The organism is Pseudomonadota bacterium (genome assembly GCA_039193195.1).
Taxonomy (GTDB): domain Bacteria; phylum Pseudomonadota; class Gammaproteobacteria; order Steroidobacterales; family JBCBZW01; genus JBCBZW01.
This window is the reverse complement of sequence record JBCCWS010000014.1, coordinates 40,852-66,180: the sequence shown is the minus strand read 5'-3', so window position 1 is coordinate 66,180 and position 25,329 is coordinate 40,852. Positions and strand designations below refer to the sequence as shown.

Here is a 25,329-nt window from a genome sequence, read left to right as displayed (position 1 = left end):
CAACGCTGCACCGCTCGGGCCGCTCAGGCGCGGCGGTCGCTGGCATGCTGTGTGGATCGTCCGTTGGACACACCGTCTCGCAACAGCTGCTCGCACTCCTCGGCGGGCAGGGGGCGGGCGAACAGGAAGCCTTGTCCTTCATCGCAATCCATGCTGGCGAGGAAGTCTCGCTGCTCTTCCAGCTCGATGCCCTCGGCCACCACGCGAAGTTCGAGGCGGCTGGCCATGGCGATGATGGCCGAGCAGATCGCGGCACTGTCCGGGTTCGTGTGCAGATCGTGAACGAAGCTCCGGTCGATCTTCAGCGCATCCAAGGGATAGCGTTGGAGGTAGCTGAGCGACGAATAGCCCGTACCGAAGTCATCCATACTGATCTGAATGCCCGATTCCTTAAGCCGTTGGAACATGGCCTGCACCGTCTCCGCTCTCTGCATCAGGATGCTCTCGGTGATCTCCACTTCCAGTCCCTGGGGCCTGACGCCGTGTTCCCAGATCGAGCGCAACACGGTGTCGGCCACGTCCGTTCGCGAGACCTGCTCCGCCGATACATTCACGGACATGGACACCTCGAGTCCCGCCCGTTGCCAAGCGCCGAGTTGGCGGCAGGCTCGGTCGAGCACCCAGCTTCCGAGGTCGACGATGAGTCCCGTTTCCTCCGCCAGGGGAATGAACTGTCCGGGGCTGATCCAGCCGCGGCTAGCGTGCTGCCAGCGCAGGAGCGCTTCGACGCCCACCACGTTGCCGTCGGCCAGGCGCACCTTCGGCTGATAGTGCAGCTGGAGTTCGTCGCGAGCGATCGCGCCGCGTAACTCCTCCTCGAGCTCCAGGCGATCGAGGGCGCTGTCGTCCATCGTCTTCTCGTAGAAGCGCACGGCGTTTCGCCCGGCGCTCTTGGCCTGGTACATCGCCGTGTCGGCACGGCGCAGGAGGGTCTCCACGTCCTGGCCGTCCTCCGGGTAGGTGGCGATGCCGATGCTCGGTGTCACGACGAACTGTCGGTTCTGATAGGTGAAGGGTTCGGCAAGTGCTTTGCGTACGCGGGTGGCGATGATGCCCGCCTTCTCGCGCACATCGAGCTCGTTCAGCAGCACCACGAACTCATCGCCGCCGAAGCGGGCGAGCTGGCGTGAGCGCTCAGGCTCTGACGGGTCCCTGCCGCTGTCGATTCCCGCCTCCTGATGCACAGCGATGAAGTCCATTGGGCGTAGGCACGCTTCGAGGCGCCGGGCGACCGAGCGCAGCAGCGAGTCACCTACGCTGTGCCCCAGCGTATCGTTGATGCGTTTGAATCGATCGAGATCGATGTAGAGGATGGCGGCGCTTTGACAGGTGCGCTTGCTGTGGCGCATGGCCCGACGAAGCTCTCGCACGAACAGCTGGCGATTGGGCAGCTCCGTGACCGAGTCGAAGTAGGCGAGGCGCCGGATTTGCTGTTCGGACTCATGGCGCTGCGTGATGTCCCTGACGATTAGTAGCACCTGCTGCGCATCCTCGGGCACCAAGCGCGCCTCGAACACGCGATCGCCGCGCGCTGAGCGGTACTCAAATCCCCGTGCCTGACCGTTCTCCAGGGCGTCGGTCAGGTGTTTGCGAGCGGTCCGGTAGGCCGCTTCCGGCAATAGATCTTCGAGGCCGATCGGATCTTGGTCCGGCGCACTGTCAGGGCGCTTGTTGAGGTGCTCGAGAAGCAGGCCACGATGATCGATCAGGTACAGGGCATCGGGCATGGCCGCGAGCACGGTTTGCAGGCGCGAGCGATTGATTGCCAAATCGTTGGCCATGCGGCTGGCCTCGATGCAGTGCTTGACACGCTGCGGTAGCGTGAGCCACTGGATCGGTTTGGTGATGAAGTCACTGCCGCCGGCGGCATACGCGGCGCGCACACGCTCAGCGTCGTCCGTGCTCGTCATGATGATGATCGGAAGGGCCTGGCCCTGCGCTGCGCGTAGCCGCCGACACGCCTCTAATCCGTCGATCTTCGGCATCTGGGCGTCTAGCAAAACCGCGTCGATGGGCTGTTGACGGAACAGGGCCAGTGCCTGATCACCATCTTCGGCAACGACGACGCGAAAGCCACCGCTGCTCAGCACCTCCTCTGCCAGAAGGCGGGTGGTCGGATCATCGTCGGCGACCAGTACGAGAGGCTGCTCTTGCACGCTCATGCGCTGTCCCGCTGATCTCGGGGCAGCAGGAACGCGTTGAGCGACCGCAGCGCCTCGCCATGCTCTCTCGATATCTGTTCGACCATCGCACGCCATTGAGCGTCCGACTCAGCTTCTGCTGGGAGCGCTTCGAGTTGCTCGCACAGGGCGCTGACGCGCTGTGCTCCCACGTTGGCGCTGCTCGAACGTAGGGCGTGGGCAGTGCTGCGGGCCTCGTCGAAGCTATTGGCGTTGATGAGGCGCTCTAGGAGCGCTGGAGAGCTCTCTGCGTACAGCTTCACCACCCGCTCCATGAGCGTGCCCTCGGCGCCGCTTACCGGGAGGGCGCTCAGCGCCGCGAGCACCGAGGTGTCGAGGGTGGCGCGGGCGTCGAGGGCCGGCTGGGGCAGCCCTTCGGTCGTGGGTGTCTTGCGTTGGCGCAGCAGTACCTCACGAAGCTGATTCAGGGTAAAAGGTTTAGATAGGTAATCAGACATACCTGCCGCCGCACACTTCTCGCGATCACCTTCCATGGCGTTGGCGGTGAGGGCGATGATCGGCAGGGGCGTGCGAGACTCGAGCGCCTCGATGTTGCGAAGCGCCTGGGTGGCGCTGAAGCCGTCCATGATCGGCATCTGGCAATCCATCAACACGACATCGACGCTGTCCCAGGACGCCTCCAGCATCTCCACGGCCTCGCGGCCGTTGTTGGCGCATTGGGCAGTGCATCCGATTTGCGCCAGCATGCCCAGAGCGACCGCTTGGTTGACCTCGTTGTCTTCCACCAGCAGCACCCGTGCCCCGATCTCACCGATAGCCCGAGCGTCCTGTCGCGCGCTACTGGCGCGATAGCGGGCGCTTCCCTCGTTGCCCTGCAGCAGGCCCACCAGGCAATCGAGAAGCTGATGTTGGCGCAGCGGCTTGGTGAGCGTGGCTTCGATGCCCACGCGCAGACGGTCCTCGGCGCGCACGTGTCCGGAGATCGAGCTCAGCAGGATCACGGACGGGATATCCCCGCCGGGGACGACGCGAAGCGACTCGGTGATGTCGATGCCGTTTCGGTCCGGCAGCTGCAGGTCCATCAGCACGATGTCGAAGGGATCATCGCTGGCCTTGCGAACCGCGCTGAGCGCGCCTTCGCCGTCGCGGGCGCTGAGCACCTCCATGCCCCAGGCGCTCAGCTGGCGATGCAGGATCTCCCGGTTGCTGGCGTTGTCGTCGACGATCAGCGCCCGCGCGCCCGTGAGGCGATCGCGCTGCAGCTCAGTGCTCTGCGTGGCGCACGCGAGGGGGATGTGGAACCAGAAGGTGGAGCCTCGGCCCACCTGACTTCGACAGCCGATTTCGCCCCCCATCAGTTCCACCAGTTGTCGTGAGATGGTGAGGCCAAGCCCCGTACCACCAAAGCGGCGCGTCACCGTTCCATCTTCCTGGGAGAACGAGTCGAATACCTTGGTCAGGCTCTCGCTGGAGATGCCGATGCCGGTATCGCTCACCTCGATCCGCAGCTGCTCATCGCCTTCGTGCTGAATGGCAAATACGCGAACCACCACTTCACCTTGTTCGGTGAACTTGACGGCGTTACCCACCAGGTTGATCAACACCTGTCGAATGCGCGCCGCATCGCCGACGCGCTGCACCCGCAGGTCCGTAGGGATATCACAGAGCAGTTCCACGCCCTTGCTGTCGGCGCGCTCGCAGAGCAGTTCAGCGACGTCCTCGATGGCCTCGCGCAGGTCGAAGGGGGCATGGTCGAGTTCCATCTTGCCGGCTTCGATCTTCGAGAAGTCGAGGATGTCGTTGATGATGCTGAGCAGCGCTTCGGCCGAGTGGTGGATGCTGTCGGCGTAGCGGCGCTGGCGTGGCTCGAGTTCCGAGGACAGCAGTAGCTCGGTCATGCCGAGAACGCCATTCATGGGGGTGCGAATCTCGTGACTCATGCGGGCAAGGAAATCGCTCTTGGCCGTGCTGGCGGCTTGCGCACGATCGCGTGCAGCGCGCAGTTCCTCCACCAGCGACTCGAGACGGCCGTTGGTATCGGCGAGGCGCTGCGTGCGTTCTACTACCTCCGCTTCTAGGCGTTCGCGGTGGGCGGCGAGCCGCTGATCGCGGAGCTCTAGCTGGCGCAGCATCTCATTGACCGCATGGGCGAGGGCGGCGATTTCATCGTTGCCTTTGACCTGTGCCCTCAGGGAGAAGTCGTTGTCCCGCGAGACGGACTGCGCCATCTGCGAGAGCTGCATGAGCGGTGCGATGAGAGCGGGCGAGAGGACCGAGGCGAGGAACAGCGCGGCCACGGTGCCGGCGGTCAGGGCCAGCGCAATCAACACCGTCGATCGCAGCACGCCCTGGATGATCGGGGCGAGGGTAGAGCGTAGGTAAAGCGTGCCGATGTGTTCTCCGTCGAAGACGACCGGATGTACCAGTTCCACCGCGTGCCAGCTGTAGCGCGTGGTGTTTTCCCCGGGGCTAGGGTCGGCGAGGAGCCTGTGCAACCAGCCCCCAGGATCAGCGATGGCTTCGGAGCGGTTGGCGGACCGAACGTACTCGGCGAGCGCTTTCGTCTCGTTCGTGTACAGGGCAGCGAAGGTGACGCTGGACTGCGCCAGCAAAGAGCTGAGCACCCGTTCAGCCTGCTCGTCGTCCTCGAAGCTCAGAGCGCCGACGCTGTTGCTGGCGATCACCTCCGAAAGGGTGTCTAGGCGGTCGGTGAGTTCGCTGCGTGCCTCCATCGTCTGGCCGACGAGCACCAGTAAGCACGCGCACAGCAAGGCGAGCGAGGCCGCGCTCACGATGAGCACTTGCACCTTGCGCTCAAGCTTCAGCTGGGAGAACAGGGCGATCACAGACGGCTCCCTTGGTCATCGACCAGCTCAGCTAGGGACAGGAGCTGAGAGCTGAAGTCGAGCTCTACCCGTCGCGCCGCTTCCACGTTGATCTGCATACGGATGCGCTTATCTCGATTCAGCAGCTGGACGATGCCGCCGTACTTAGTGAACTCGGGCGAGTCACCGACCGTGAGTACCGGGAGGCCCTTTACTTGGTCGAGTAGATCGCTGGCGCGATTGATGCGACGCTCGGTGATGTAGAGCAGGTCGCAGTGGGGTAGCGGCGAGGCGGGATCGATGAGCGTAAAGCGCAGCGTCTGCTCTCGAATCGATCGGCCCTGCAGGCGCCTTCGTGCTACCTCGAAGGTGTTCCTGTCATCGATGCAAAGGGTGAAACCCGTGTGTCCGCCGTGTGCCTGCGAGGCTGGCCAGGTGACGAACTTGGCCAACCGGTACACCACCGCCAGCTGGATCTCCTCCGCGGAGGCCGTAGCGCCGAGCACATCGCGAGATAAGAGGGCGATGAGCACCATCAGCGGTGCTGCTACGGTGGCGAATGCGCCGCTCGTTTTCGCAAATAGGTGCATAGGGAGCAGCGGAACCGCTGAGGCGCTCGGCTAAAACGCGTGGCGCACATTGATGAACGCCGTTCGTTGAATCGCTGTCGGCACCACATCGCTGAACTCGGATACGGACTCTAGGGTCTGCGATCGCAGCAAGTTTCTCACGCCCAAGGACATCGACCAGTGGTCCCCGTAGCGCCAGCGCAGGTGCAGGTTGGCTTGGGTGAAGGCACTGGTGTTCGTCGCCTCGACCTCTCCCACGTAGCGCCACCACATCGCCAGATCGATGCTGTCCAGCGGCGACCACTCGGTACGCAAGCTAGCCTGCCAAAGGGGGTAGCTACGGGCCAGGACATCGTCGATGGACTCGTCCGCGTAGGACACGGACCCGCGAAGGCGCCAGTTCTCCTGGGCTTGCCAGTCGAGGACCAGCTCACCGCCCGTGACCGTGCCCTGTGCGCCATTGGTGAAGGGGAAGCTGGTGGCAACGCTGTCGGCGAGGGCGAGGCAAGTCGGGTCGGCCGCAAGGGACACGCCTGACGGGAGGCACACGGTCTCCCCGACCATGTCGAGATCGCGCAGCCGGTCGTAATCCATGCGGTACAGCGCGAGATCGTAGGTCAAGCGTGGGGACAGCTGCCCCCGCAAGCCGAGTTCGCTCGCCAGCAGCGTTTCAGAGCGAAATTCCGGGTTGGGTGCGGTGGCGACGCGGAAGGGCACCGGGAAGGGGTTGGTCGGATCGCCCACTGGGGTGGGCGGCAGTACGTCAAGCACGCGCGAGGTCAGGTCACCGAGCGACGGTGTGCGTACCGCCCGCGTCAGCGCGGCCCAGGCCGTGTGGCGCGGGTTGATTTTCCAGGCGAGCCGCGCCGTCGGCATCCACTCCAGATCACGAGGAGAGAGTTCGTTGGACTCTATGCGCGCACCGAGCGTAAGCGTTAGGTTATCTTCAGTCAGGGAGATATCGTCTTGGATGAAGGCGCTGGCCACGGCGTAAGTGCTCGAGGCATCTGAGAACTCGATCACGCCCGAGGCGGCGAGGCGGAAAACGTCCGCTCGCGCTAGGCCACCTGTGACCAACGTGTGGCGACCTAAGCCACGTCTATGCTGGAGCTCGAGGCTGACCATCGTGCGTTGATCAACGTAGTCGACGGTCTCGCGATCGGTGTAGTCGAAGGTGAGCTGAGCGCTGGTGTTGTTCACCCCGCTGCTGCGAGAGAGTCCGACGATGGCGAACAGACCGCCGACCTCGGCGCTGGTCTCCTCCAGTCGCTGCAACGGTGGCGCACTCTGAAAGATGGGCTGGGTCTGTCCGCTGCGCCCCTCGTAGCCCTCGAGCGTGGCCTGCAGTGCCAAGCGGTTCGTCGACCAGTCGGCACGTACGCCGGCGCGCAGCTGCTCCCACTCATCGCCCGTAGGGTCGCCCGCAAGGTCGACATTGCCTTCCCCGTTGCGATACTGCGCAAAGGCGCGGAAGGCGCCGCGGTCGCCTAGCTGCCCACTGAAGCGCCCGGCAGCAAACTGTGCCTGCTGCGGCTCTAGGCCACCGATCAACATTGGCTTGTCGCTGGCGCTAGCCTTTCGCGTGATGATGTTGATGACACCGTTAACTGCGTTGGTCCCCCAGCTGGCAGCGCCCGGGCCTCGAATCACCTCGATGCGCTCGATTTCCTCTATCAAGGTATCCTGCACGTCCCAGAACACACCGGAGAAGAGCGGTGTGTACAGCACGCGTCCATCCATTAGTACAAGCAGTTTGTTGGCGAAGCGTCCGCCGAAGCCGCGGCTGCTGATGGACCATTTGTTGCCGTCGATCTGCAGGACGGCCAGGCCGGGGGCCAGGCGTAGCGCTTCGGGGATGCTGCGGATTCCGTGGCGCTGAAGGTCCGCTTGGGTGATCACGAAGACAGCGGCGCTGACGTCGCTGAGTCGCTCACTCTTGCGCGACACGGAGGTGACCTCCAGATTGACCAGCTCTTCGAGACTGAGGTCGAACAGGTCATCGCCGGCGTGTGCCGTCGAACTCAGCGCCATGGCGAAACCGAGGAGCCCGGCCCGCACCAAGCTGGCTTGGCGTCTGGCGAAGGCGGCGAGCTGCCAGCGACACGAGGTCATGCGGAGGTCGTCCTGGATGGCTGTCATCCAGGGTCATGTCGGCACGGACCTCGTGGGGTTTAGGGGGGGCTGAACACCTCGGGAACTGAGTCACAGTCGAGGATTGGACATAGGGCCGGCGTGGCAAGGGACGCACGCCGGCCGGTGGGGGGGGGCGGCTACTCCTCGTCGCTGGCGTAGTCCTCGAGGGGCGGGCACGCACAGACCAGATTTCGGTCGCCGTACACGTTGTCGACCCGGTTCACGGGTGGCCAGTACTTGTCGATGCGGAAGGCGCCGGCGGGGAAGCAGGCGGTCTCTCGCGAGTAGGGTCGATCCCAGTCGCCCACCAGGTCTTCCACCGTGTGCGGGGCGTTCTTGAGGGCATTGATTTCCCGGTCGACCTCGCCCCGTTCGATGGCCGCGGCCTCCTCTGCGATCGCCAGCATGGCGTCGCAGAAGCGATCGAGCTCCGCCTTCGACTCCGACTCGGTGGGCTCGATCATGAAGGTACCCGCCACGGGCCAACTCATGGTGGGCGGGTGGAAACCGCAGTCGATCAGGCGCTTGGCGATGTCGTCGACGGTCACGCCGGCCTTGTCGTTCAAGGGGCGCGTATCCACGATGCACTCGTGGGCGACTCGCCCATCGCTGCCCGTGTAGAGAATGTCGTAAGCCTTAGAGAGTCGTTGGGCGATATAGTTTGCGTTTAAGATCGCCACGCGGGTGGCCTGGGTGAGGCCGTCGCCGCCCATCAGCAGGCAGTAGATCCACGAGATCGGCAGGATCCCCGGTGAGCCGTAGGGCGCGGCCGAGACGGTCGGGCTGCCCTCGGCGCCGCCGTTGGCCGGGTGATCGGGCAGGTAGGGCACGAGGTGTGCCTTCACGCCGATCGGGCCCATGCCCGGGCCGCCGCCGCCGTGGGGGATGCAGAACGTCTTGTGTAGGTTTAGGTGGCAGACGTCGGCGCCGAAGTCGCCGGGGCGGGCGAGGCCTACCTGGGCGTTCAAGTTTGCGCCGTCCATGTACACCTGGCCACCGTGTGCGTGGACGATGTTGCACACCTCGCTGATCGTCTCTTCGAACACACCGTGGGTGGAGGGGTAGGTGATCATCGCCGCTGCGAGGTGGTCGGCGTGAGTCTCCGCCTTGGCGCGGAAATCATCCATGTCAATGTTGCCGGCGTCGTCGGTCTTCACCACCACCACCTGCATGCCGCACATGGCGGCCGAGGCAGGGTTGGTGCCGTGTGCGGAGGAGGGGATGAGGCAGACGTCGCGCTGCTTATCGCCGCGGCCGTGATGGTAGCCGCGGATCGTCAGGAGCCCCGCGTACTCGCCCTGGGCGCCGGAGTTTGGCTGCATGGAGAGGCCGTCGAAGCCGGTGATCGTGCAGAGCTTCTCGGAGAGGTCCTCGATTAGCTCCGCGTAGCCAGCGCGCTGGTCGGCGGGTGCGAAGGGGTGGACATTCGAGAATTCGGGCCAGGTGATGGGTAGCATCTGTGCCGTGGCGTTGAGCTTCATCGTGCACGAGCCTAAGGGAATCATTGCGCGATCGAGGGCAAGGTCACGATCGGCGAGGCGGCGCATGTAGCGCGTCATCTCCGCCTCGGCGCGGTTCATGTGGAACACCGGATGCTTGAGGTACTCGCTGGTGCGGCGCATATCCTCCGGCAACCGATCCAGACCAGAGCCTTCCTCCACCTTCACGCGCGAGCCGCCGAAGGCGCGCCAGATGCCCTCGATGTGCGGGCGACGGGTGGTCTCATCCACCGTGAGGGCGATGCGATCGTGGCCCACGCGGCGCACGTTGATGCCTTCCTGCAGAGCGTTGCGTACGATGAGGCCCTGGTAAGCGTCGACCTGAACCGTCAGCGTGTCGAAGAATGCTTCCGGCAGCACCTCAAAGCCGATCTGCTCCAGGCCCTCGGCGATCACTACCGCACGCTTGTGGATGGAGCGGGCGATGGCGCGAAGGCCTTGCGGGCCGTGGAAGACCGCGTACATGGAGGCGATCACCGCTGGTAGCACCTGCGCGGTGCAGATGTTGGAGGTGGCCTGCTGGCGGCGGATGTGCTGCTCGCGCGTCTGCAGGGCCAGGCGGTAGGCGCGGTTGCCGCGCGCATCGCGCGAGACGCCCACCAGGCGTCCGGGCAGGGCGCGCTTGAGCTTGTCGCGCACAGCGATATAGGCCGCGTGCGGTCCACCAGCGCCCATGGGCATGCCGAAGCGCTGCATGGAGCCCACGGCAATGTCAGCGCCCATCTCGCCGGGTGGCTTGAGCAGACACAGAGCCATCGGGTCGGCCGCCACCACAGCCAGCGCCTTGTGCTCGTGCAAGGCAGCAATGGGCGCCGCAAAGTCGTGGATCAGGCCGTTAACGCCGGGGTACTGGAAGAGGGCGCCGAACACCTGCGTGGGGTCGAGGTCTTTGTACGGATCGCCCACCACGATTCGCAGGCCCAGAGGTTCGGCGCGGGTGCGCAGCACGGCGATGGTCTGCGCCAGGCAGTCCTGGTCGACGAAGAAGGCGTTCACTTTGGCCCGGTTGGTTCGCCGTGCCACGCCCATTGCCTCGGCGGCGGCGGTGGCCTCGTCGAGGAGCGACGCGTTGGCAACGTCCAGCCCCGTGAGGTCCGAGGCGAGGGTCTGGAAGTTGAGCAGCGCTTCCAAGCGGCCCTGGCTGATCTCCGGCTGGTAGGGCGTGTAGGCTGTGTACCACGCAGGGTTTTCGAGGATGTTGCGTTGGATAGCCGGGGGCAGGGTGGTGCCGTGGTAGCCCTGGCCGATCATCGAGTGCAGCACCTGGTTCTTGCGCGCGGTCTCGCGCACGTAGTTCAGGGCATCGCCCTCCGCCATGCCGGGGCCGAAGTCCAGGGGATCCTGCAGGCGCAGGTTGGCGGGGATCGTTTGATCGATCAGCCCCTCGAGGCTATCGACCCCCAGCGCGTCGAGCATCGCGTCCATCTCGGGTTGAGACGGGCCGATGTGGCGGCGGTTGGCGAAGTCGTAGGGCTTGTAATGGGGCGTCGTGCTCTCGTCCGCGGGGTTGGCGGTGAGGTCGATGTCGATGGGGCGCGTCGTGCTCACGTGGGCTCCAGAGGATGCGGCTAGCCAAGAGAGCCGGCCAGCACCTTGTGAGCGCCCGCCGGGTGTCTTGCCCCCTCTGTCACGTGACCTGAAAGATTCGGGTGTGGCGCCGCAGCGTGCGGGCTGCACCTTGGCCCCTTCGGTGGGTGAGCCGCGGGCTCACCGCTCTCCAGAGTGTTCGTGCGTCGCGGTCCTCGGTACCTGAGAGTTTCCGGGGCGGTTGCTCCTTCGGCGCCGGCCGCAGGGCCGGTCTCTCCCACGACGCGCGATGATGCTCTTACGAATGGGGGAGCCGGTCAAGCGTTGTTACGCGAGCGGTGCGCAACGTGTGCGTGGGCGCACCTGCGATCTGCCGCGTCACGGGGCTGCGGCCTCGTGGATCACCAACGGCCCGTAGCGCCAATCCGGGGGCAGCTCGTCTGGATTGGCCGCTGCCTCGGCCACGAGTTGATCGAAGCGATCACCCCTAAGGACTGCAAGTTCGGGTTGCTCACGCATGCGCGGTACGTCGAAGAACCCTGCGTCGACCGCTTCTGTCAACACGGCGGTAGCCTGCTCCTGCTCGCCTAGCATTGCCAATACGCAGGCGTAGTCGAATAGCATGTGTGCGGTGTACAGGTGCTTCTCGCCGTAGGTGCGTTTCGCCCGCGCGATGACATCACGATACAGGGGGGCGGCAAGTGCGGCGTTGCCCTGGCGCCATTGTGACAAGGCCACTCGGTAAACGGGTTTGATCGTCAGGGGGTTGTCCTGACCGACGGAGGCGGTGTACACCTTCGCCGCTTCCTGGTAGAGCGCTGCCGCGGGCGCAGTCTCCTGTTGAGCGAACAGCGCGTCGCCAAGCGCCATCACCACCTCCATCGTCTCAGGGTGGTCCGCACCTTGCACTCGCCGCTGCGCGGTCAACACGTTGCGGTAGGTCTCGATGGCGAGGTCGCGACGGCCGGTGCTCTGGTAGATGTGGGCGATGTTGAGCAGGCCGTTGAGCGTTTCCGGATGTTCGTCGCCCAAGGAGCGACGGCGGCTCTCCAGGTTCTCCAGAAACAGCGTCTCTGCCGACTCGTAGCGCTCCGTGTCCTTGTACAACACGCCCAGGTTGTTGCGCGCCGCCTGGGTGGCAAAGTGGTCCCGCCCCGCAACCTCCTCGTAGCGCGCCAGGAGCTCGACGAACAGGGGCTCGGTGCTCTTGTAGTCGCCCCGCATGGCGGACAGCACCGCGAGCAGATTCAGGGAGTCCAGAGTGCGCGGATCGCCTTTGCCGCTCACCCGCTCCAGTCCTTCGGCTGACGCGCGCACGAGGGGCTCCGCCTCGTCGAGGCGCTGCTGGCGCATGTAGGCGGCACCGAGGGCAGCCTTGGCCACCAGCGTTTCCTCCGCGCTAGCGCCGAGGAGCCGTTCGTACTGTGCTATCGAGGCGATGTAGCGCGGCTCCGCCAGCTCGTAGCGGCCCTGGCGGGCGTAGACCCGCGCCAGTCGACCCTGGGCCTGGGCGGCGCGAAGGTCATCGCCTCGCAGCGCGCTCTCGAATCCCTCCACGGCAGCGAGTTGTAGCGATTCCGCCTCTTCCACGCGAGCATTCTCGTAGTAGAGTGCGCCCAGCGCGCCCATGGACTCCAGCGTCAGCAGGTGCTGCTCACCGAACAGCTCCCTTCGTGTGGCTAGCGCCTGCTGCAATAGCGCTTCGGACTGCGGGAAGATGCCGAGCATGCGGTAGGCGGTACCCATACTGTCGAGGAGCGCTGCCTTGACGTCGGGCTGGGCGTCGAAGGCGGTGCCGATGGACTCGGCTCCGCGGTCCAGGAGCTCTCGTGCGGTGACCGCTTCACCCGATGTCGAGTAAGGGTCGGCCTTGGAGAACAGCTCGGTGAGGAAGTTGGCGACGAACCCCTTGGCCTGCGCTTCCCGGTTGGCGCGGTCGCGCTCTGCCGCAATGCGTTCGGCTTGTACCGAGGTGGTTATCGTGAAGGCCACCATCGTGCCGAACACGAGCGTAGCGGCGGCTGCGGCGGCGCGGTTGCGGCGGATGAACCGGCGCAAGTGGTAGGTCCAATGCGGGGGGCGTGCCTCGATCGGTTGGTGCTGGAGGTGGCGTTCCACGTCGCGCGCTAGGTCGCGCGGTGAAGCGTAGCGAAGCTCCCTATCGAACGCGATCGCCTTCATCACGATCGCGTCCAGATCGCCGGAGACGGCCCGCCGCAGGCCAGCTACGGAGAGGGACCGGGCGCCCGCGATCGCCTCCAGGCGGTCCAACGCTTGGCTCGCGAGGCGCTCGGCGGGCGCCGTCACCCGCTCGCTGCGAATGCGCTCGACGAGGGCGCCGAGCGATGCGTCGGGTGGGAAGGGCAGGTCGCCGCTGATCAGCTCGCACAGCAACAGGCCGAGCGAGTAGACATCGCTGCGCGTATCCAAGCCCGCCTTGCCATCGCCCCCGATCGCCTCTGGGCTCATGTAGACCGGCGAGCCTGCCACCGAGGCCTCAGAGATGGCGCGTCCGTCTTCATCGACGAATGTCCGCGCGATGCCGAAGTCGATCACCTTGACCAGGGGTTTGCCGCCGACGCGCGTGACCAGCACGTTCGCGGGCTTGATGTCGCGGTGAAGCAGACCCTTCTCATGGGCGTGGGCGACGCCAGCGCACACCTGGAGAAACAAGGCTAAGCGTTCTTCCAGGGAGGCCTGCGTGTGGTCACACCACTCGAGGATGGTCATCGCATCTTCGACCAGCTCCATCACCACGAAGGGCATGCCGTCTTCAGTGGTGCCGCTGTCGTGAAGTGCCGCGATGTTCGGATGCTGCATGCTCGCGAGCGCCTGCGCCTCTAGGCTGAAGCGGGTGCGATCGCGTTGCGACTGGAACGCATGGGTCACTTTGATCGCCACTTGACGCTGCACCGGTTCGGATTGTTCCGCCAGGTACACCGCCCCCATCCCACCGCTGCCGAGGTGCTTGAGGATGCGGTAGCGATCGATAGACTCCGGCAGCGGGGTGGGTATCGGCTCGTCTGTGCGGACGTCATCGTTAGCCAGGGGATTGACTAGCGGTTCTGCCAGGAAGGATGCATCGCCCAGGCGCGCGTCAGCCTTGAGCAGGGCGTCGACGCGCGCCGCCAATGCGGGTGCCTCTTCGGCCAGCGCGGCGAGACGGGCCACCCGTTCCGCTGCGCAGAGCGCGAGCAGGGCTTCGACGGTGGATTCGACTTCGGCGTAATCGGTATTCGCAGACGACGTCACAACGCCCTCCCGCTGGATGGTGGTGCCTCGCGCGGGCGGCAGGTGGATGGCTGACCGGACACGGCCACATCATCGGTCGCGCCCACTCGGCTCAGGCGCTAATAGACTTTAGGGTCGTCATCCGCGTTCGTGTGGCGAACGCTTGGCGCCGCGGGAGCTAGGCAAACGGGTCCGTAGCCAACTGCGAGGTGTTCTCAGTCCCACTCATCCATGGCGTATGAACACGCGACGCTGTATCAGCCTTCGAGCGGGTCGCGAAGGCGATTGGCGAGCTGCTGAGTTTTTGGTGAGTTAAATCACGATTCCGGAGGCGGCGGTAGGGTCTGCACACCACACTGGATCGGGCGGCACTCGAAGGAGTCGACCGCCGGCGGGGTGTAGAGAGGGCAGAAATCCGGTAGGACGCGCGTACCCGCGTCGATGGGGCAGATCACGATGTCTTCCTCGACGAGCTGATCGCGATGGAGCATCGTCGCGCGAAGGGATGTGATCAGGTGTGCGTTATCGTCCCAGAACGTTCTGTCGTACACCTCTCGTCGAGTAGGGATCTCGATTGGCAGGTCGAGGAACGTCGTCCCGGCGGGCAGGACGACGGTGCGGGCAGTCTGAATGCCGGAGCGGTCCACGTCGACGTCGATCGCCAGGGCCTCGCAGAAGTTCAGATCAGCGATAGGATCTCTCGGTGGGCAGGCGGCCACATCCACGGTGGCGGCGAGGGTGATTGGCGTGTCCTGCGGGAACGGGCAGGGCACGGTCATCGTCAACGTATAGTCCGAGTCGGTGCTCACCGCGTAGCTGTAGAAGCCGCTCAGTCTGTGGTCGATCCAATCGGGAGCGGAAATCGCCCCTGTCATCGCCAGCACCAAGGTCTGCGGTGTACCCGCGAAGCGCGGGTTGTCCACTTCCTGCTCAGGCAAGCTTACGTCCGTGGTCACTGTGGTCCGTTGAGGGATAGTGAAGATTCCCGATGACCTCGTCGTGACCTCTGCGCTTACGTGTCGAAGGCAGGTGTCTGAAACCCGCCTATCGTCCGCATTCATCACGAACAGGCCGCGCCGCCCACCCGCCTCGGGACGCACGAACTGCAGCTCGACGGTCCGGTCAGCGGGCTCGGGCCAGGTACGGAAGGCGGTGTAAGAGAGCGTGGCCTCCACGGAGACGTTTGGCCAGTCAGCGGCCGTATTGGCGTCGCGCTCTGCCACCACAGCGAGTGTGACCTCCGCCTCCGGACCGCGGGTGGGAATGTCGAGATCGGCGCTATGGATGCTGATGCAGCCCGCTGCCGTGGCGGCAAGGCCGGCGGCGACGAGGGGGCAAATGTGAGGTAAGCGCATGGAGTGCCTATAGCGTGGCCTAACGTGTCGCGTGATCGGCGAACGTTGCGCCGGGCACATAGGGATGCGGCCTGCGCCGACGGCTCTGGGGTGTCCGCGAGGAGGGTGGCTTCAGATCGAGTGCGAAGGCCTGATCCCCGTCAAATCGGCCCTCGCCGCCGTGCTGCAGGAACACGGGGCGATCCGTACGCACCGAGGTGCTTTGGCTGTCGTGCGCCTCGGTGTCGTCAGGTAGTGCGGCTCCGAGGAGGAGGATGGCGGCGATGGTCAATCCACTGCAGAAGGTTTGGAACGGACGTGCTGGCGGGTACGGCGAGGCCATGCGATGTTCTCCTTCAGTGTCGCACTTTACAAGGACCATGCGGAGGAGTTCGTGGGGAGCGCGGCGCATCTGACATAGGCACCGATAGGACCTTGCAGCGCGCGGGCGAATGTCCGGTCGAGGCGGCTTCACGGCAAGGACGATCTCTCGTGGCTGGACGCCCGCGGGGAGTTGGCTAGGTCGCCTTGAGAATGGGTAAGCTTGCTCGGGGAGGAATCACCGGGTGGGGCCCTCGCGCGAGGTACGCCAGCGTCGACCGCACCCGTCCTTCGGGGAAGAAGAAAGGCATTTGATGAGCGACAAACCACACGACATCTTCATCTCCTACGCGCGAGAAGACGACGGCATCGCCGACAAGCTCCATAAAGCGCTCAAGGCGCTTGGGTGGAGCGTGTTCCGAGACGTCACCATGCTGGCCGGCCAACGTGTCGATAAAGTCATCGACAAGGAGCTCGATAGCGCGACGTGTGTCGTCGTGCTCTGGTCGGACGCTGCCCTGCAGAGCGATTGGGTGCCCGCCGAGGCGAGCCGTGCGCTGCGGGCGAAGAAACTCGTGCCGGTCAAGCTGCAGGACGTGACGACGCCCGTGCAACACGATCTGCTGAACTACACGGACCTGTTTGGGTGGACGCCGACGAAGCAGCACGACGGTTACGACGTGTTGGTCGCGTCCGTTCGGGCGCTGGCCGGCGATCCGACGCCAGCTGCCCCCGAAGTGCCCCCTGAGTACGTCAAGTGGGTGAAGGACAAGTACACCAACGTCGATCTCCTCGGCCAACAGGCCGAAAAGAGCCACGCCTTCCAGCTCGACAACGTCTACGTGCCCGCCCTCACGGCGGCGCGCCAGGACGAGATGGCGTTGGCGCGAGGCCGCGAGGACAAGCAAGAGGGGCCACGTTTCGAGCCCCTGCTCAACCGCCTGGGCGAGTCTTCCTGCTACATCTTGGCGCAGGCGGGCACGGGAAAGTCCACCTTCTGTCGGTGGGTCATGCTGCAGTGCCTGGGCGATGAGGCCCTCGACCACCCGGTTCCGACGCCCGATGAGTGCCGCGAGTCGATCCCCGAGTCGCTCGCGGGGCACTTGCCGGTGCTCGTGCCGCTGCGCGAGTTCGGCCCGCGCACGCACTTCCCCCCTGGTGCCCGGGAGTGGTGCATGGAAGAACTGGAGGCTGCGCTAGCGGCCTACGTGGACGAGGCCATCTCGAGCCTCGGTGGCGATCAGCTGCGCCAGCACCTAGGCGCGGGCACGGCAATACTACTCATCGACGGCCTCGACGAGCTGCCCGAATCCGCCCAGGGAAAGGGCTCCACCGCGTATCCGCGTGAGCTAGTGTTGACCGGCCTCGCAGACGCGATGCCGCGCTGGCTGGGCGTCGGCAATCGGGTGCTGCTCACGGGGCGCCCGGGCGGCATGGAACGCGCCCGGCTGCACCGCTTGGGCTTGCCTGAAGTCACCCTGTCCCCGTTACCGCGAGAGTTACAGCAGCTATTCGTCAAGCGTTGGTTCCACACGCTACGCAAGGAGCATCTCGCCGACGAATCGATACAGGCTATTGATGAGCGTGCCGAGCTGGAGCCGCTGGTTGAGAACCCCATGCTGCTCACCTCCGTATGCATCCTTTACGACGGCGGGGGACGCTTGCCGGAGGATCGCTATCATCTCTACAAGCGGCTTGTGGAGAACGTGCTGTTCAACCGTTTCCCCGGCGGCAAGCGTGAGACGGACCCGATCAACGCGCGCCTGGAAGCCATTGCCTTGGGGATGCATGAGGGCACGGAGGATGAGCCGCGGCAGGTGCCGGCGCCGGAGGTGCCGCGTCGCGAGGCCGAGCGAGTGCTCCTCGACATGGGCAACCAGGGATGGAGCCAAGAGGATGCGCGGGTGGAACCGAGCGAGCGCTGCGAGACGCTGCTCGAGAAGTCCGGGCTGCTGCTGCCCCGTGGCGCCGACGTCGCCTTCTACCACCTCAGCTTCCAGGAGTACCTGGCAGCGGAGCACCTTTGCCGCAGCGACGAGCCCCACGAGGCCTTTGCGCGTTGGGGCGCAGTCGCCGAGTGGCGACCTACGCTAGTGTTTCTCTTTGCTGCACTGCTGGAGATAAAGCGGCCGGACTGGGTCGTGCGCTTTTTTCAGAAACGGCTGGGTGAGCTGCAACGTAAGGAAGTAGAGGAGAATCCAGCGCGGGCGCACCTACTGGCGGAGATGCTCGACTTGATGTTGGCGAAGGGGCGCGCGGTGAGTGAGGCGATCAAGGCGCCGTTCGTCCAGCTTGCGCTGCAAGCGATAGAGGGTGAGATTGCCCTATCGAGCCGACAGGCATTGGCGCTGACCATGGGGCGCATGGGGGATCCTCGTGTCCTTTCCTTGGGGGACCCTGCTGCGTACGTGGAGATACCGGTGGTCAACCTGCCCAAGGCAGTCGTCAAGAAGATCAAGTCGCTGCATCAGCCGCTTCGGGTAGCGCGCTATCCCGTAACGAACCGCCAGTTTGCGGAGTTCATTGAGGAGGGGGGGTATCGCGAGCGCAAGTGGTGGTCGGAACCAGGGTGGGCTTGGCTGGAGCGCACTAAGCTGGAATCGCCTCGGTATGTAGCGGCGTCTCGCTTCAATTCGCCCAATCAACCTGTGGTTGGCGTGAGCTACTTCGAAGCCGAAGCATGTGCGGCGTGGGCAGGGGGTCGGCTACTCGTCGAAACGGAGTGGGAGGCTGTTGCACGTGGCGCGAGAGGAGGCGCGTACGCCTGGGGCGACGATTGGGAATCAGGCATTTGCAACACTTCTGAGGCGGGCTTGGGGCAACCCAGCGCGGTTGGGATCTTTCCCCGCGCCCGTTGCACCGAGTACGCGGTACACGACATGACGGGTAATGTTCTCGAATGGTGCGCGCCAGGCCCCGATGAGGACCGCTCGGTTGGCGTGCTGCGCGGTGGGTCCTGGTACAACAACCGGAACCTCGCGCTGTCCGAGGACCGCGTCCCCAGCGATCCGTTCCACCGTAGCTACGTCGTGGGTTTTCGTTTGTGTTTAGCGTCCCCATCTTGACCTCTGCCCCCTGACAGGCGGCGCGCCAGCGCCGCCTTACGCGGATTTTGGATTCGCGGCGGCACGCTACCGCTCGACTTCCTTCTCATCTCGGGGCGGCTCCATGACGAGCGAGTCCAACACACGCCGCCGCAGGCCCCAGGTCTCTGCCTGGCTCACGTGATTGACCCAGCCCTTCACGCTTGCATCGAACTCCGCGAAGCTGATTTTCCCCGCGTGATAGTCCGACAGGCGCGCTCGGAGGTGGCGGTGACTGGCGCGGACCTTGCGCGCCTTCACCCGCCGGTGGCTCGGGAACACAACGAAGCCTAGCCAACGGAGCGATCTCTACTCCAACGCCCGCGCCGGTTTACACCGCGGCCGAATCAAGCCCGAATCCCTAATCCGCGCCGGAAACCGCAGCGTGTAGCGAAAGTCCAAATCCGTTGACCCATCCTCGAGCGCAACGAGCTGACCTAGCGCGCCCACTTGGCCCTCCCCAAAGATCTCACTCTGCACCTTGCAGGTGATCGTAAACAGCGTCGTCGGCAGCGGCGCCCCCGGATCGACCACGGCAAAGGCCGGCTGATCCGAGAAGTAGCGCAGCGTATCCATCAGCTCATCGTTCTCGTCGAACATCCGATACTCACCCAGCAGCACCACCGTGCCCGCGGGCAAGGTGACGCCCGCCTCGCCGCCGTAGGTGCCGTTCACCTCGAAGCCGTCCGCGCCGATGAACACGAAGTAGCCGTCATCGCGCAGGGCCACGTTGGTCATCGGCATGCGGTGGCGCCAGCGAGGGATGCGCTGCGCATCGATGGCGTACACCTGGTGGGTGGATCCTAGGCCGAACTTGATGGGCTGCATCTCGGCGACGCGTCCCGAGGCGTCGACGGCGATCTGGATGCCGGGGTTGTTGACGTCGAAGGCCACGCCGAAGCGCGCTTCGAAGAAGTCGAAGGCGAGGGCGCGATACGCGGGCGTGTTGCGCACCTCGTCCATCGGCAGAAAGGGGCCTTCTCCCGGGGGGATCAGCTCGTCTGCGCCGTACACGATGGTGGCTTCGGACACGCCGTGGTTGGCCCAGGGGGTGTCGCAGTTGCGTGGAGAGGCCTCCTCGGCGTTCGCTCCGTGGCTGCTCAGGGCGATGAGGGCGAGGACGGCAAACGAGGTATGGGGCGTTATCAGCATGGGGTGGTTGAGCACTTCCCTATCTCCTTGGCTTCCGTGGGCGCCGCGTCGCCGTAGATGTTTCGCGGAGGGAGAATCGCGGCTGTTGCCCGCGCCTACTGGGTGTTACGGAAAGCGTGGAGGAATCCCGACATGGCTCGACGCCAGGCGCGACACAGGGCCGCCGAGACCACGGACCCTTGGGCTGTAAGCGGTAGGGGCGAGTACGCTGCTGCAAAGCACCACCGCGAAACACCGCTTGGGGCCTGGCGACGCCGCCACCCGCACGCGCATGATGGTGAGTGGCAGCGTGGTCGTCACAACGCCGGCGTCGGCCCTGCATAATGGCGCCTCGAAATCCGCTGACCTTGGTGGGGAGGGATCATGTCGGTCGATGCACTCAATGTGGTTCGTTCAGTTTCGACGATTTGCGGATGTGAGGCCCTTACCGAACTTGGCCCGAGTTCGGTGACGCCGCTCATGCACGCCTTCGAGGCGAGCAGCCTGCTCATGCTGTCGCAGAACCAGATGGAGAACGAAGGTTGGCAGGAGGCGATGGTGGTGGTGAACCAACCGGAAAACACCCTGCAGCGTTACTTCGCTCACTACCGCCAGAACGATCCGGTGTTGATGCACTGGCGAACCAACGTGCTCGATCGTTGCGGCGTGTTCCGCCTGTCAGATCTCTCTGATCCGATCGACACGGACTTCGTGGACTTCCTGCGCTGGGCCAACGTCGAGCACATGATGGTCATGTCCATTCCCCTCGGCGGCGCGGCGCAAGAGCGGCTGCTGATCGCGATGCACCGCGACGCCTCGTTCAAAGACTTCACCCCCGATGAGTGCCAGGTTGGGGAATACCTAGCGCCTGTATTACGTCAGTCGTTCCGCGGGATGCACTTCAAGCAGGACGAGCGGGCGGTGCTGGATGTCACCAACACCTTTATCAGCAAGGTCTCCCGGCAGTCGCTCCTGTTGGTCGATAAGGAGGCCAATGTCCTCGATGCCAGCCAGTCGGCGCGAGACCATGAGATGTTCCGTAAGCTTAGCGCACGGACCGCGGCGTTTCGCCGTGCGATAGACGAGTTCCTGCTCGGCGAGGCGCGCCTACAGGAACTCGTGCTCGAGGATGGTGAGCATTCGATCCCCTTACGCTTACGGCAGATCGAGGCTTTCAATCAGTATGTGCTGGTGACCTTGCTGCGTCCTGAGGAGGACCATGCGCTGGCCTGGGAATGCCTGACGCCCAGGCAACTCGAGGTGGCGCGGCTCGTGGCGAATGGGGCGCGAAACTGCCAGGTGGCGGATCGCCTAGGCGTGTCTGAGAACACCGTGGTCAATCACCTGAGCACGATCTACCACAAGCTCGGCGTCAACAGTCGCACGGCGCTCGCCGCGGGCTGGAACCGCAGTCCCCCGGCCGCGTAGCGCGCGCCCGCGATCACCCCGCGCCGCTTCCGGCGGCCTGCAGCCCGCGCCAAACGATCACGTACACTGCTCGGGTAGCGCGCCCTATGACGGGCGCTGCGTTAGAGGTCCGTCCACTGGGCAGGTGGGTGCAGGTGATCCGCACCGCCGCCGTCGCGCGCTAGGCGGTACATCATCTTGGCGTCCACGATGAGGGCGACGGATCCGTCATCGTCGTAGCCCACCAGCGGAGAGTGGGCAATCGCCAACATCTCCATGCCATCTGGTCCCGTGTGCGGTTTGTGGTTGATCCCACCGTGTTCGAGCACGTAGCACCCTGCGTGGCCATCGTCGTCCACGTAGCCGAAGCCGCCGCTCAGAATGATGCCTTCCACATCGCCAAGGTGGCCGTGAATCGGGGCTTCGTTGTTCGGGCTTACCTTCAGCAACATGGAGAAGCCGCCGGTCTTCGAATCCACGTTCAGCAGCTTGAACCAAGTGCCTTCCATCACCCAGGGCACCCACTCGAGGGTGTCGGGATCGATGAACGCTGAACGATACGGTCGGGTGATGTGAACGGGTATGGCGTGTGATGGTTGAGTCGACATGGAATCGCCCTTCCTCGTGTGGCGGAACAAAGGCGTGGGTGCCACGCGAGCACAACGCTAACGCTGCACCGCCTCGGCCGCACTAGTAAAAAATCACTATTGTCCGCGTCGTGCCCATCGCCCTAGCCTGCGTGACATCGATCTCAAGTCAGGAAACGTTGGGGGCCGGATGCAGATCACGGAAGGGATTTTCAGGTTTGTTCGAGCGGGTGCCGTCGGGTCGTTGGCATTCGGGGCGGCGGCTTCCTCGCTAGCGCAAAGCGACTCGAGCAGTAGCCTCGAAGAGGTCATCGTCACGGCGACCCGACGCGCCGAGAGCGTGCAGGACATAGGCGTCTCCGTGAGCGCGCTGAGCGGCGAGCAGCTGCGCGACGCCAACGTGGTGCTTACCGACGACCTGTCGAACACTACACCGGGCCTGTCCTTGATCCGCCCCGGCTCGCCCCTCGCGGGGCTGGTGGCCATTCGTGGCGTCGCTCAGAACGACTTCGCCTCACACCTAGAATCCGCCAACATCTTCTACACGGATGATGTGTACCGACCGTCCAACGGCGGCAACCTCACCCGTCTGTACGACGTCCAGCGGGTCGAAGTGCTAAAGGGGCCGCAAGGTACCCTGTTCGGCCGCAACGCCACCGGCGGCCTCATCCACGTGATCACCAACGATCCCGGTGACGAGCTCGACGGCTACGCCGATCTTCAGATCTCTGCCTTCAACACGGTGATTGCCGAAGGCGCGGTCAACCTGCCGCTGACCGAGAACGCCCGCTTCCGCCTAGCCGGCTACAGCAGCCACAACGACGGCTACGTCACCAACGACATCGGCGCCGATTCCGGCGAGATGGACGCCTACGGCCTGCGCGCCAAGCTGCACCTCGACCTCAGCGATAAGCTGAGCCTGCGCTTGACCGGCGAGTTTGCCGATAACGAGTCCGACGCCATCGGCGGCACCTTCCCCACGGGCGGTTTCGCGGGGCCTGACACCCTCGGCCAGTTCCGCCCGTCGGGCAATACGGATACCGGCTACATCGACGCAGACGGGGATGTGTTCAGCGGCTCCTTCAACCAAGACGGGTCGTTTCAGCGCGAAGAGCTCAATCTCGCCGCCGAGTTCACCTACGACGCCGACAGCTGGCAGCTGAAGTCGATCAGCGCCTTCAACGACATCGACTTTGACTACTTCGAAGACAACGACCTCTCACCCTTCGATGTCACCGAGTTCTACCAGACCACGGCGCAGCAGACGTTCTCGCAGGAGTTGCGCGCGAGCGTCGATCTCGACGGCGTACGGATCACCTCGGGGCTCTACTACCTCAATATCGACGGCGATTACGTGCAGGGTTTCCAGATCAACAATCTCGGGAACTTCGATGAGGCCTTAGGTGCGCCCAGCGAGGCCCTCCCGGGCGGCACGCCGGGGGCGATCCTGATTCCCCTTGGTCAGAACCAGTTCGCCGACTACGCGGTGGAGACGGAGTCCTGGTCCGTGTACGCCCAGGCGGCCTTCGATGTGAGTGAACCGCTCACGCTGACTGCGGGCCTGCGATTCACCCACGATGAGAAGGACTACCGGTACCAGAACTTCTGCGAGAGCTTGGTCGGCTCGCCCCTGGCCTGTCCGCCCGCGGACCCTGAGACCCTCGCGGGCGCGGGCGTGGTGACGGACAATCACGATGAAGACGGGATCTCTGCTCGCCTGCAGCTCGACTATCGCGCCACGGACAACTGGCTGCTCTACGGCAGCTACAACCGCGGCTACAAGGCCTTCAACTACAACGCCGGCTTCGCCGGCGCCGCCCAGGTCGAGTTCGTGCGCTTCGACGGCGAGCAGCTAAACGCTTACGAGCTCGGCAGCAAGCTTGAGTTCTTCGGCAACCGGGCGCGGCTCAACGTCGCCGGTTTCTACTACGACTACAACGACTACCAAGCCTTCGATCAGCGCGGGGTCAGCTTCATACTGTCCAACACGGATGCCACGATCTACGGCTTCGAAGGCGAACTCACCGTGAGCCTCGACAGCGGCTTCGCGGGCCGCGTGGGCCTCACGCTGCTTGAGACCGATGTGAAAGACATCGATATCGGCGGTACGCCCCTCGACCGCGAGGCGCCGCAAACTCCGGATGTGGAACTCAATGTCGGGCTCTCGCAAGGCGTCCGCGTCGCCGGTGGCGAGCTGCGCTTCGGTACCGATACGACGTACGTGGGCGACTATTTCTCCCAGCTCACCAACGCGCCGGTTACCGCCGCGGGCGACTACTGGAACGTCAACGCTCGGGTTGCTTTCACCCCCGGTAGCGGCAAGTGGGACCTCGCCGTCTTCAGCCGCAACCTGCTGAACGACGAGCAGCTGCAGTACGCCTTCGACATCACCTTCCCTGGCAACGGTCTGGTGGAGCAGGTCTTCGCTAACCCGCGGGTGACGGGCGTGCAGCTGAGGGTGAACTTCTAGTGCCCTGTCAGGTTAGTTCGTTGAAGAATTCGCCGGTACCTTTTGCCCCTGGGCACGTTGCTCCTCCGCCCGTGGCGCCCGCCACGCTCGTCCTCGCGCCGCGCCTAGGAGCAAAAGGCCCCGTGCGACTTCTTCAACGAACTAACAGGGCAGGGCACTAGTGGTGTCCCCTGGCCCTTGGCAGCGGGCGGCTGTCGCTACGCAGCCTGGCGCTGCACCCGGACTAGCGGTGCGCGGTCGCACCCGTTCGGGCAGATCATGACGAGCCTCGATGGGCGCGTGGCCCTGATCACCGGTGCCGCCCAGGGGCTTGGCGCGGCGATTGCGGGCCGCTTTCGCGAAGCCGGAGCCACCGTCTTCATCACCGACGTGAAACGCGAGGCAGGTGAAGCGCTCGCGCGGCAGATTGGCGCCAGCTTTCTCGTCCAGAACGTCGCCTATGAGTCCGACTGGTGCCAGGTGGTGGAGAGTATCGAGACCTCCGCACAGGCGCTGCATCTGTTGGTCAACAATGCGGGGATCGAGGGCGCCGGTGACGCGCCGAAGGACCCGGAACACGCGCCGCTGTCGGACTGGCAGGAGATCTTCGACGTGAACGTGACGGGCACCTTCCTCGGCTGCAAGGCCTGCCTGCCGCTGATCGCTCGCTCCGGAGGCGGCGCCATCATCAATCTGTCCTCCGTGGCCTCCCTCGTCCCTACGCCCTTCATCACGGCCTACGGCGCATCCAAGGCGGCCGTAGAGCATCTGAGTAAGTCCATCGCCCTGTACGCCGCCCGCGCGGGCTACCGGATCCGCTGCAATTCCGTTCATCCAGGGCAGGTCCGTACGCCGATGCTCGACGGGCTGTTCGAGCGTATGGCGCAGGCGGCGGGCACGAGTCTCGATGACTTCGCCGCCAAGTTCCGCGGTGAAATTCCCCTGGACGAGTTCCAGGAGCCAATCGATATCGCTAATGCGGTGATGTTTCTGGCCAGCGATGAATCGCGCTACATCACCGGTCAGTCGCTCGCTGTGGACGGCGGGTTCACCCTAGCCCACTAGTTTTTGGCCCACTGAAGAAGAGGATAC

Annotated in this window: 15 protein-coding genes and 2 riboswitches; of the genes, 4 read left to right on the top strand and 11 right to left on the bottom strand. The window is 64.7% G+C overall.

Annotated features, from left to right (window positions below):
• Positions 1-23: 23 nt before the first annotated feature.
• From AAGA68_13300 to AAGA68_13265, 8 genes are all read right to left on the bottom strand, one after another.
• Entirely contained in the window at positions 24-2,162 is a 2,139-nt protein-coding gene (locus AAGA68_13300; protein ID MEM9386035.1) for an EAL domain-containing protein, read from the bottom strand.
• Positions 2,159-4,987 carry a response regulator gene (locus AAGA68_13295; protein MEM9386034.1) on the bottom strand — a complete coding sequence of 943 codons (2,829 nt, stop codon included), beginning with the start codon at positions 4,985-4,987 and terminating at the stop codon, positions 2,159-2,161. Before AAGA68_13295 ends, AAGA68_13300 begins: the two co-directional genes overlap by 4 nt.
• Positions 4,984-5,556, bottom strand: a complete 573-nt coding sequence (locus AAGA68_13290; GenBank protein MEM9386033.1) for a YfiR family protein — start codon at positions 5,554-5,556, stop codon at positions 4,984-4,986. The genes AAGA68_13295 and AAGA68_13290 overlap by 4 nt, the downstream gene beginning before the upstream one ends.
• A 30-nt stretch (positions 5,557-5,586) precedes the next feature.
• Entirely contained in the window at positions 5,587-7,674 is a 2,088-nt protein-coding gene (locus AAGA68_13285) for a TonB-dependent receptor (protein MEM9386032.1), read from the bottom strand.
• Between the two features lie 131 nt (positions 7,675-7,805).
• Complete coding sequence (gcvP, locus tag AAGA68_13280) at positions 7,806-10,691, bottom strand: aminomethyl-transferring glycine dehydrogenase (protein ID MEM9386031.1); 2,886 nt, start codon at positions 10,689-10,691, stop codon at positions 7,806-7,808.
• Between the two features lie 96 nt (positions 10,692-10,787).
• Positions 10,788-10,892, bottom strand: a riboswitch (glycine riboswitch).
• A 1-nt stretch (position 10,893) separates the two neighbouring features.
• A riboswitch (glycine riboswitch) is annotated at positions 10,894-10,984 on the bottom strand.
• Positions 10,985-11,072: 88 nt separating this feature from the next.
• Positions 11,073-13,946, bottom strand: coding sequence for a serine/threonine-protein kinase (locus AAGA68_13275; GenBank protein MEM9386030.1), 2,874 nt, complete (start codon positions 13,944-13,946; stop codon positions 11,073-11,075).
• Positions 13,947-14,242: 296 nt separating this feature from the next.
• Entirely contained in the window at positions 14,243-15,280 is a 1,038-nt protein-coding gene (locus tag AAGA68_13270; protein ID MEM9386029.1) for a hypothetical protein, read from the bottom strand.
• Positions 15,281-15,299: 19 nt separating this feature from the next.
• A complete protein-coding gene (locus tag AAGA68_13265) occupies positions 15,300-15,602 on the bottom strand; it encodes a hypothetical protein (protein MEM9386028.1) in 303 nt (100 codons plus the stop codon).
• Between the two features lie 292 nt (positions 15,603-15,894).
• Between AAGA68_13265 and AAGA68_13260 the strand changes: the two genes are divergently transcribed.
• Positions 15,895-18,645, top strand: a complete 2,751-nt coding sequence (locus AAGA68_13260) for an SUMF1/EgtB/PvdO family nonheme iron enzyme (protein MEM9386027.1) — start codon at positions 15,895-15,897, stop codon at positions 18,643-18,645.
• 66 nt (positions 18,646-18,711) lie between these two features.
• On the opposite strand, the gene AAGA68_13255 is transcribed toward AAGA68_13260, so the two are convergent.
• Both AAGA68_13255 and AAGA68_13250 read right to left on the bottom strand, forming a co-directional pair.
• Positions 18,712-18,924 (bottom strand): hypothetical protein, encoded by a 213-nt coding sequence (locus AAGA68_13255; protein ID MEM9386026.1) that lies wholly within the window; start codon positions 18,922-18,924, stop codon positions 18,712-18,714.
• Positions 18,925-18,972: 48 nt separating this feature from the next.
• The gene (locus AAGA68_13250) at positions 18,973-19,830 is read right to left on the bottom strand and encodes a hypothetical protein (GenBank protein ID MEM9386025.1); all 858 of its coding nucleotides are present in this window, start codon (positions 19,828-19,830) and stop codon (positions 18,973-18,975) included.
• 348 nt (positions 19,831-20,178) lie between these two features.
• Between AAGA68_13250 and AAGA68_13245 the strand changes: the two genes are divergently transcribed.
• The gene (locus tag AAGA68_13245) at positions 20,179-21,222 is read left to right on the top strand and encodes a LuxR C-terminal-related transcriptional regulator (GenBank protein MEM9386024.1); all 1,044 of its coding nucleotides are present in this window, start codon (positions 20,179-20,181) and stop codon (positions 21,220-21,222) included.
• A gap of 101 nt (positions 21,223-21,323) precedes the next feature.
• Here AAGA68_13245 and AAGA68_13240 read toward each other — a convergent pair whose 3' ends face one another.
• On the bottom strand, positions 21,324-21,809 hold the full coding sequence (locus AAGA68_13240) for a 2,4'-dihydroxyacetophenone dioxygenase family protein (GenBank protein MEM9386023.1): 486 nt from the start codon (positions 21,807-21,809) through the stop codon (positions 21,324-21,326).
• A 169-nt stretch (positions 21,810-21,978) separates the two neighbouring features.
• Here AAGA68_13240 and AAGA68_13235 point away from each other — a divergent pair, with 169 nt between their 5' ends.
• Together AAGA68_13235 and AAGA68_13230 are read left to right on the top strand one after the other, a co-directional pair.
• Entirely contained in the window at positions 21,979-24,258 is a 2,280-nt protein-coding gene (locus AAGA68_13235) for a TonB-dependent receptor (GenBank protein ID MEM9386022.1), read from the top strand.
• 258 nt (positions 24,259-24,516) lie between these two features.
• A complete protein-coding gene (locus AAGA68_13230; protein ID MEM9386021.1) occupies positions 24,517-25,302 on the top strand; it encodes an SDR family oxidoreductase in 786 nt (261 codons plus the stop codon).
• The last annotated feature ends 27 nt before the right edge of the window (positions 25,303-25,329 follow it).

Coding starts and splice junctions, on each gene's coding strand:
- AAGA68_13235 (MEM9386022.1), top strand. CDS start 21,979: ATGCAGATCACGGAAGGGATTTTCAGGTTTGTTCGAGCGGGTGCCGTC.
- AAGA68_13240 (MEM9386023.1), bottom strand. CDS start 21,809: ATGTCGACTCAACCATCACACGCCATACCCGTTCACATCACCCGACCG.
- AAGA68_13265 (MEM9386028.1), bottom strand. CDS start 15,602: ATGGCCTCGCCGTACCCGCCAGCACGTCCGTTCCAAACCTTCTGCAGT.
- AAGA68_13245 (MEM9386024.1), top strand. CDS start 20,179: ATGTCGGTCGATGCACTCAATGTGGTTCGTTCAGTTTCGACGATTTGC.
- AAGA68_13285 (MEM9386032.1), bottom strand. CDS start 7,674: ATGACAGCCATCCAGGACGACCTCCGCATGACCTCGTGTCGCTGGCAG.
- AAGA68_13260 (MEM9386027.1), top strand. CDS start 15,895: ATGAGCGACAAACCACACGACATCTTCATCTCCTACGCGCGAGAAGAC.
- AAGA68_13230 (MEM9386021.1), top strand. CDS start 24,517: ATGACGAGCCTCGATGGGCGCGTGGCCCTGATCACCGGTGCCGCCCAG.
- AAGA68_13290 (MEM9386033.1), bottom strand. CDS start 5,556: ATGCACCTATTTGCGAAAACGAGCGGCGCATTCGCCACCGTAGCAGCA.
- AAGA68_13270 (MEM9386029.1), bottom strand. CDS start 15,280: ATGCGCTTACCTCACATTTGCCCCCTCGTCGCCGCCGGCCTTGCCGCC.
- AAGA68_13300 (MEM9386035.1), bottom strand. CDS start 2,162: ATGAGCGTGCAAGAGCAGCCTCTCGTACTGGTCGCCGACGATGATCCG.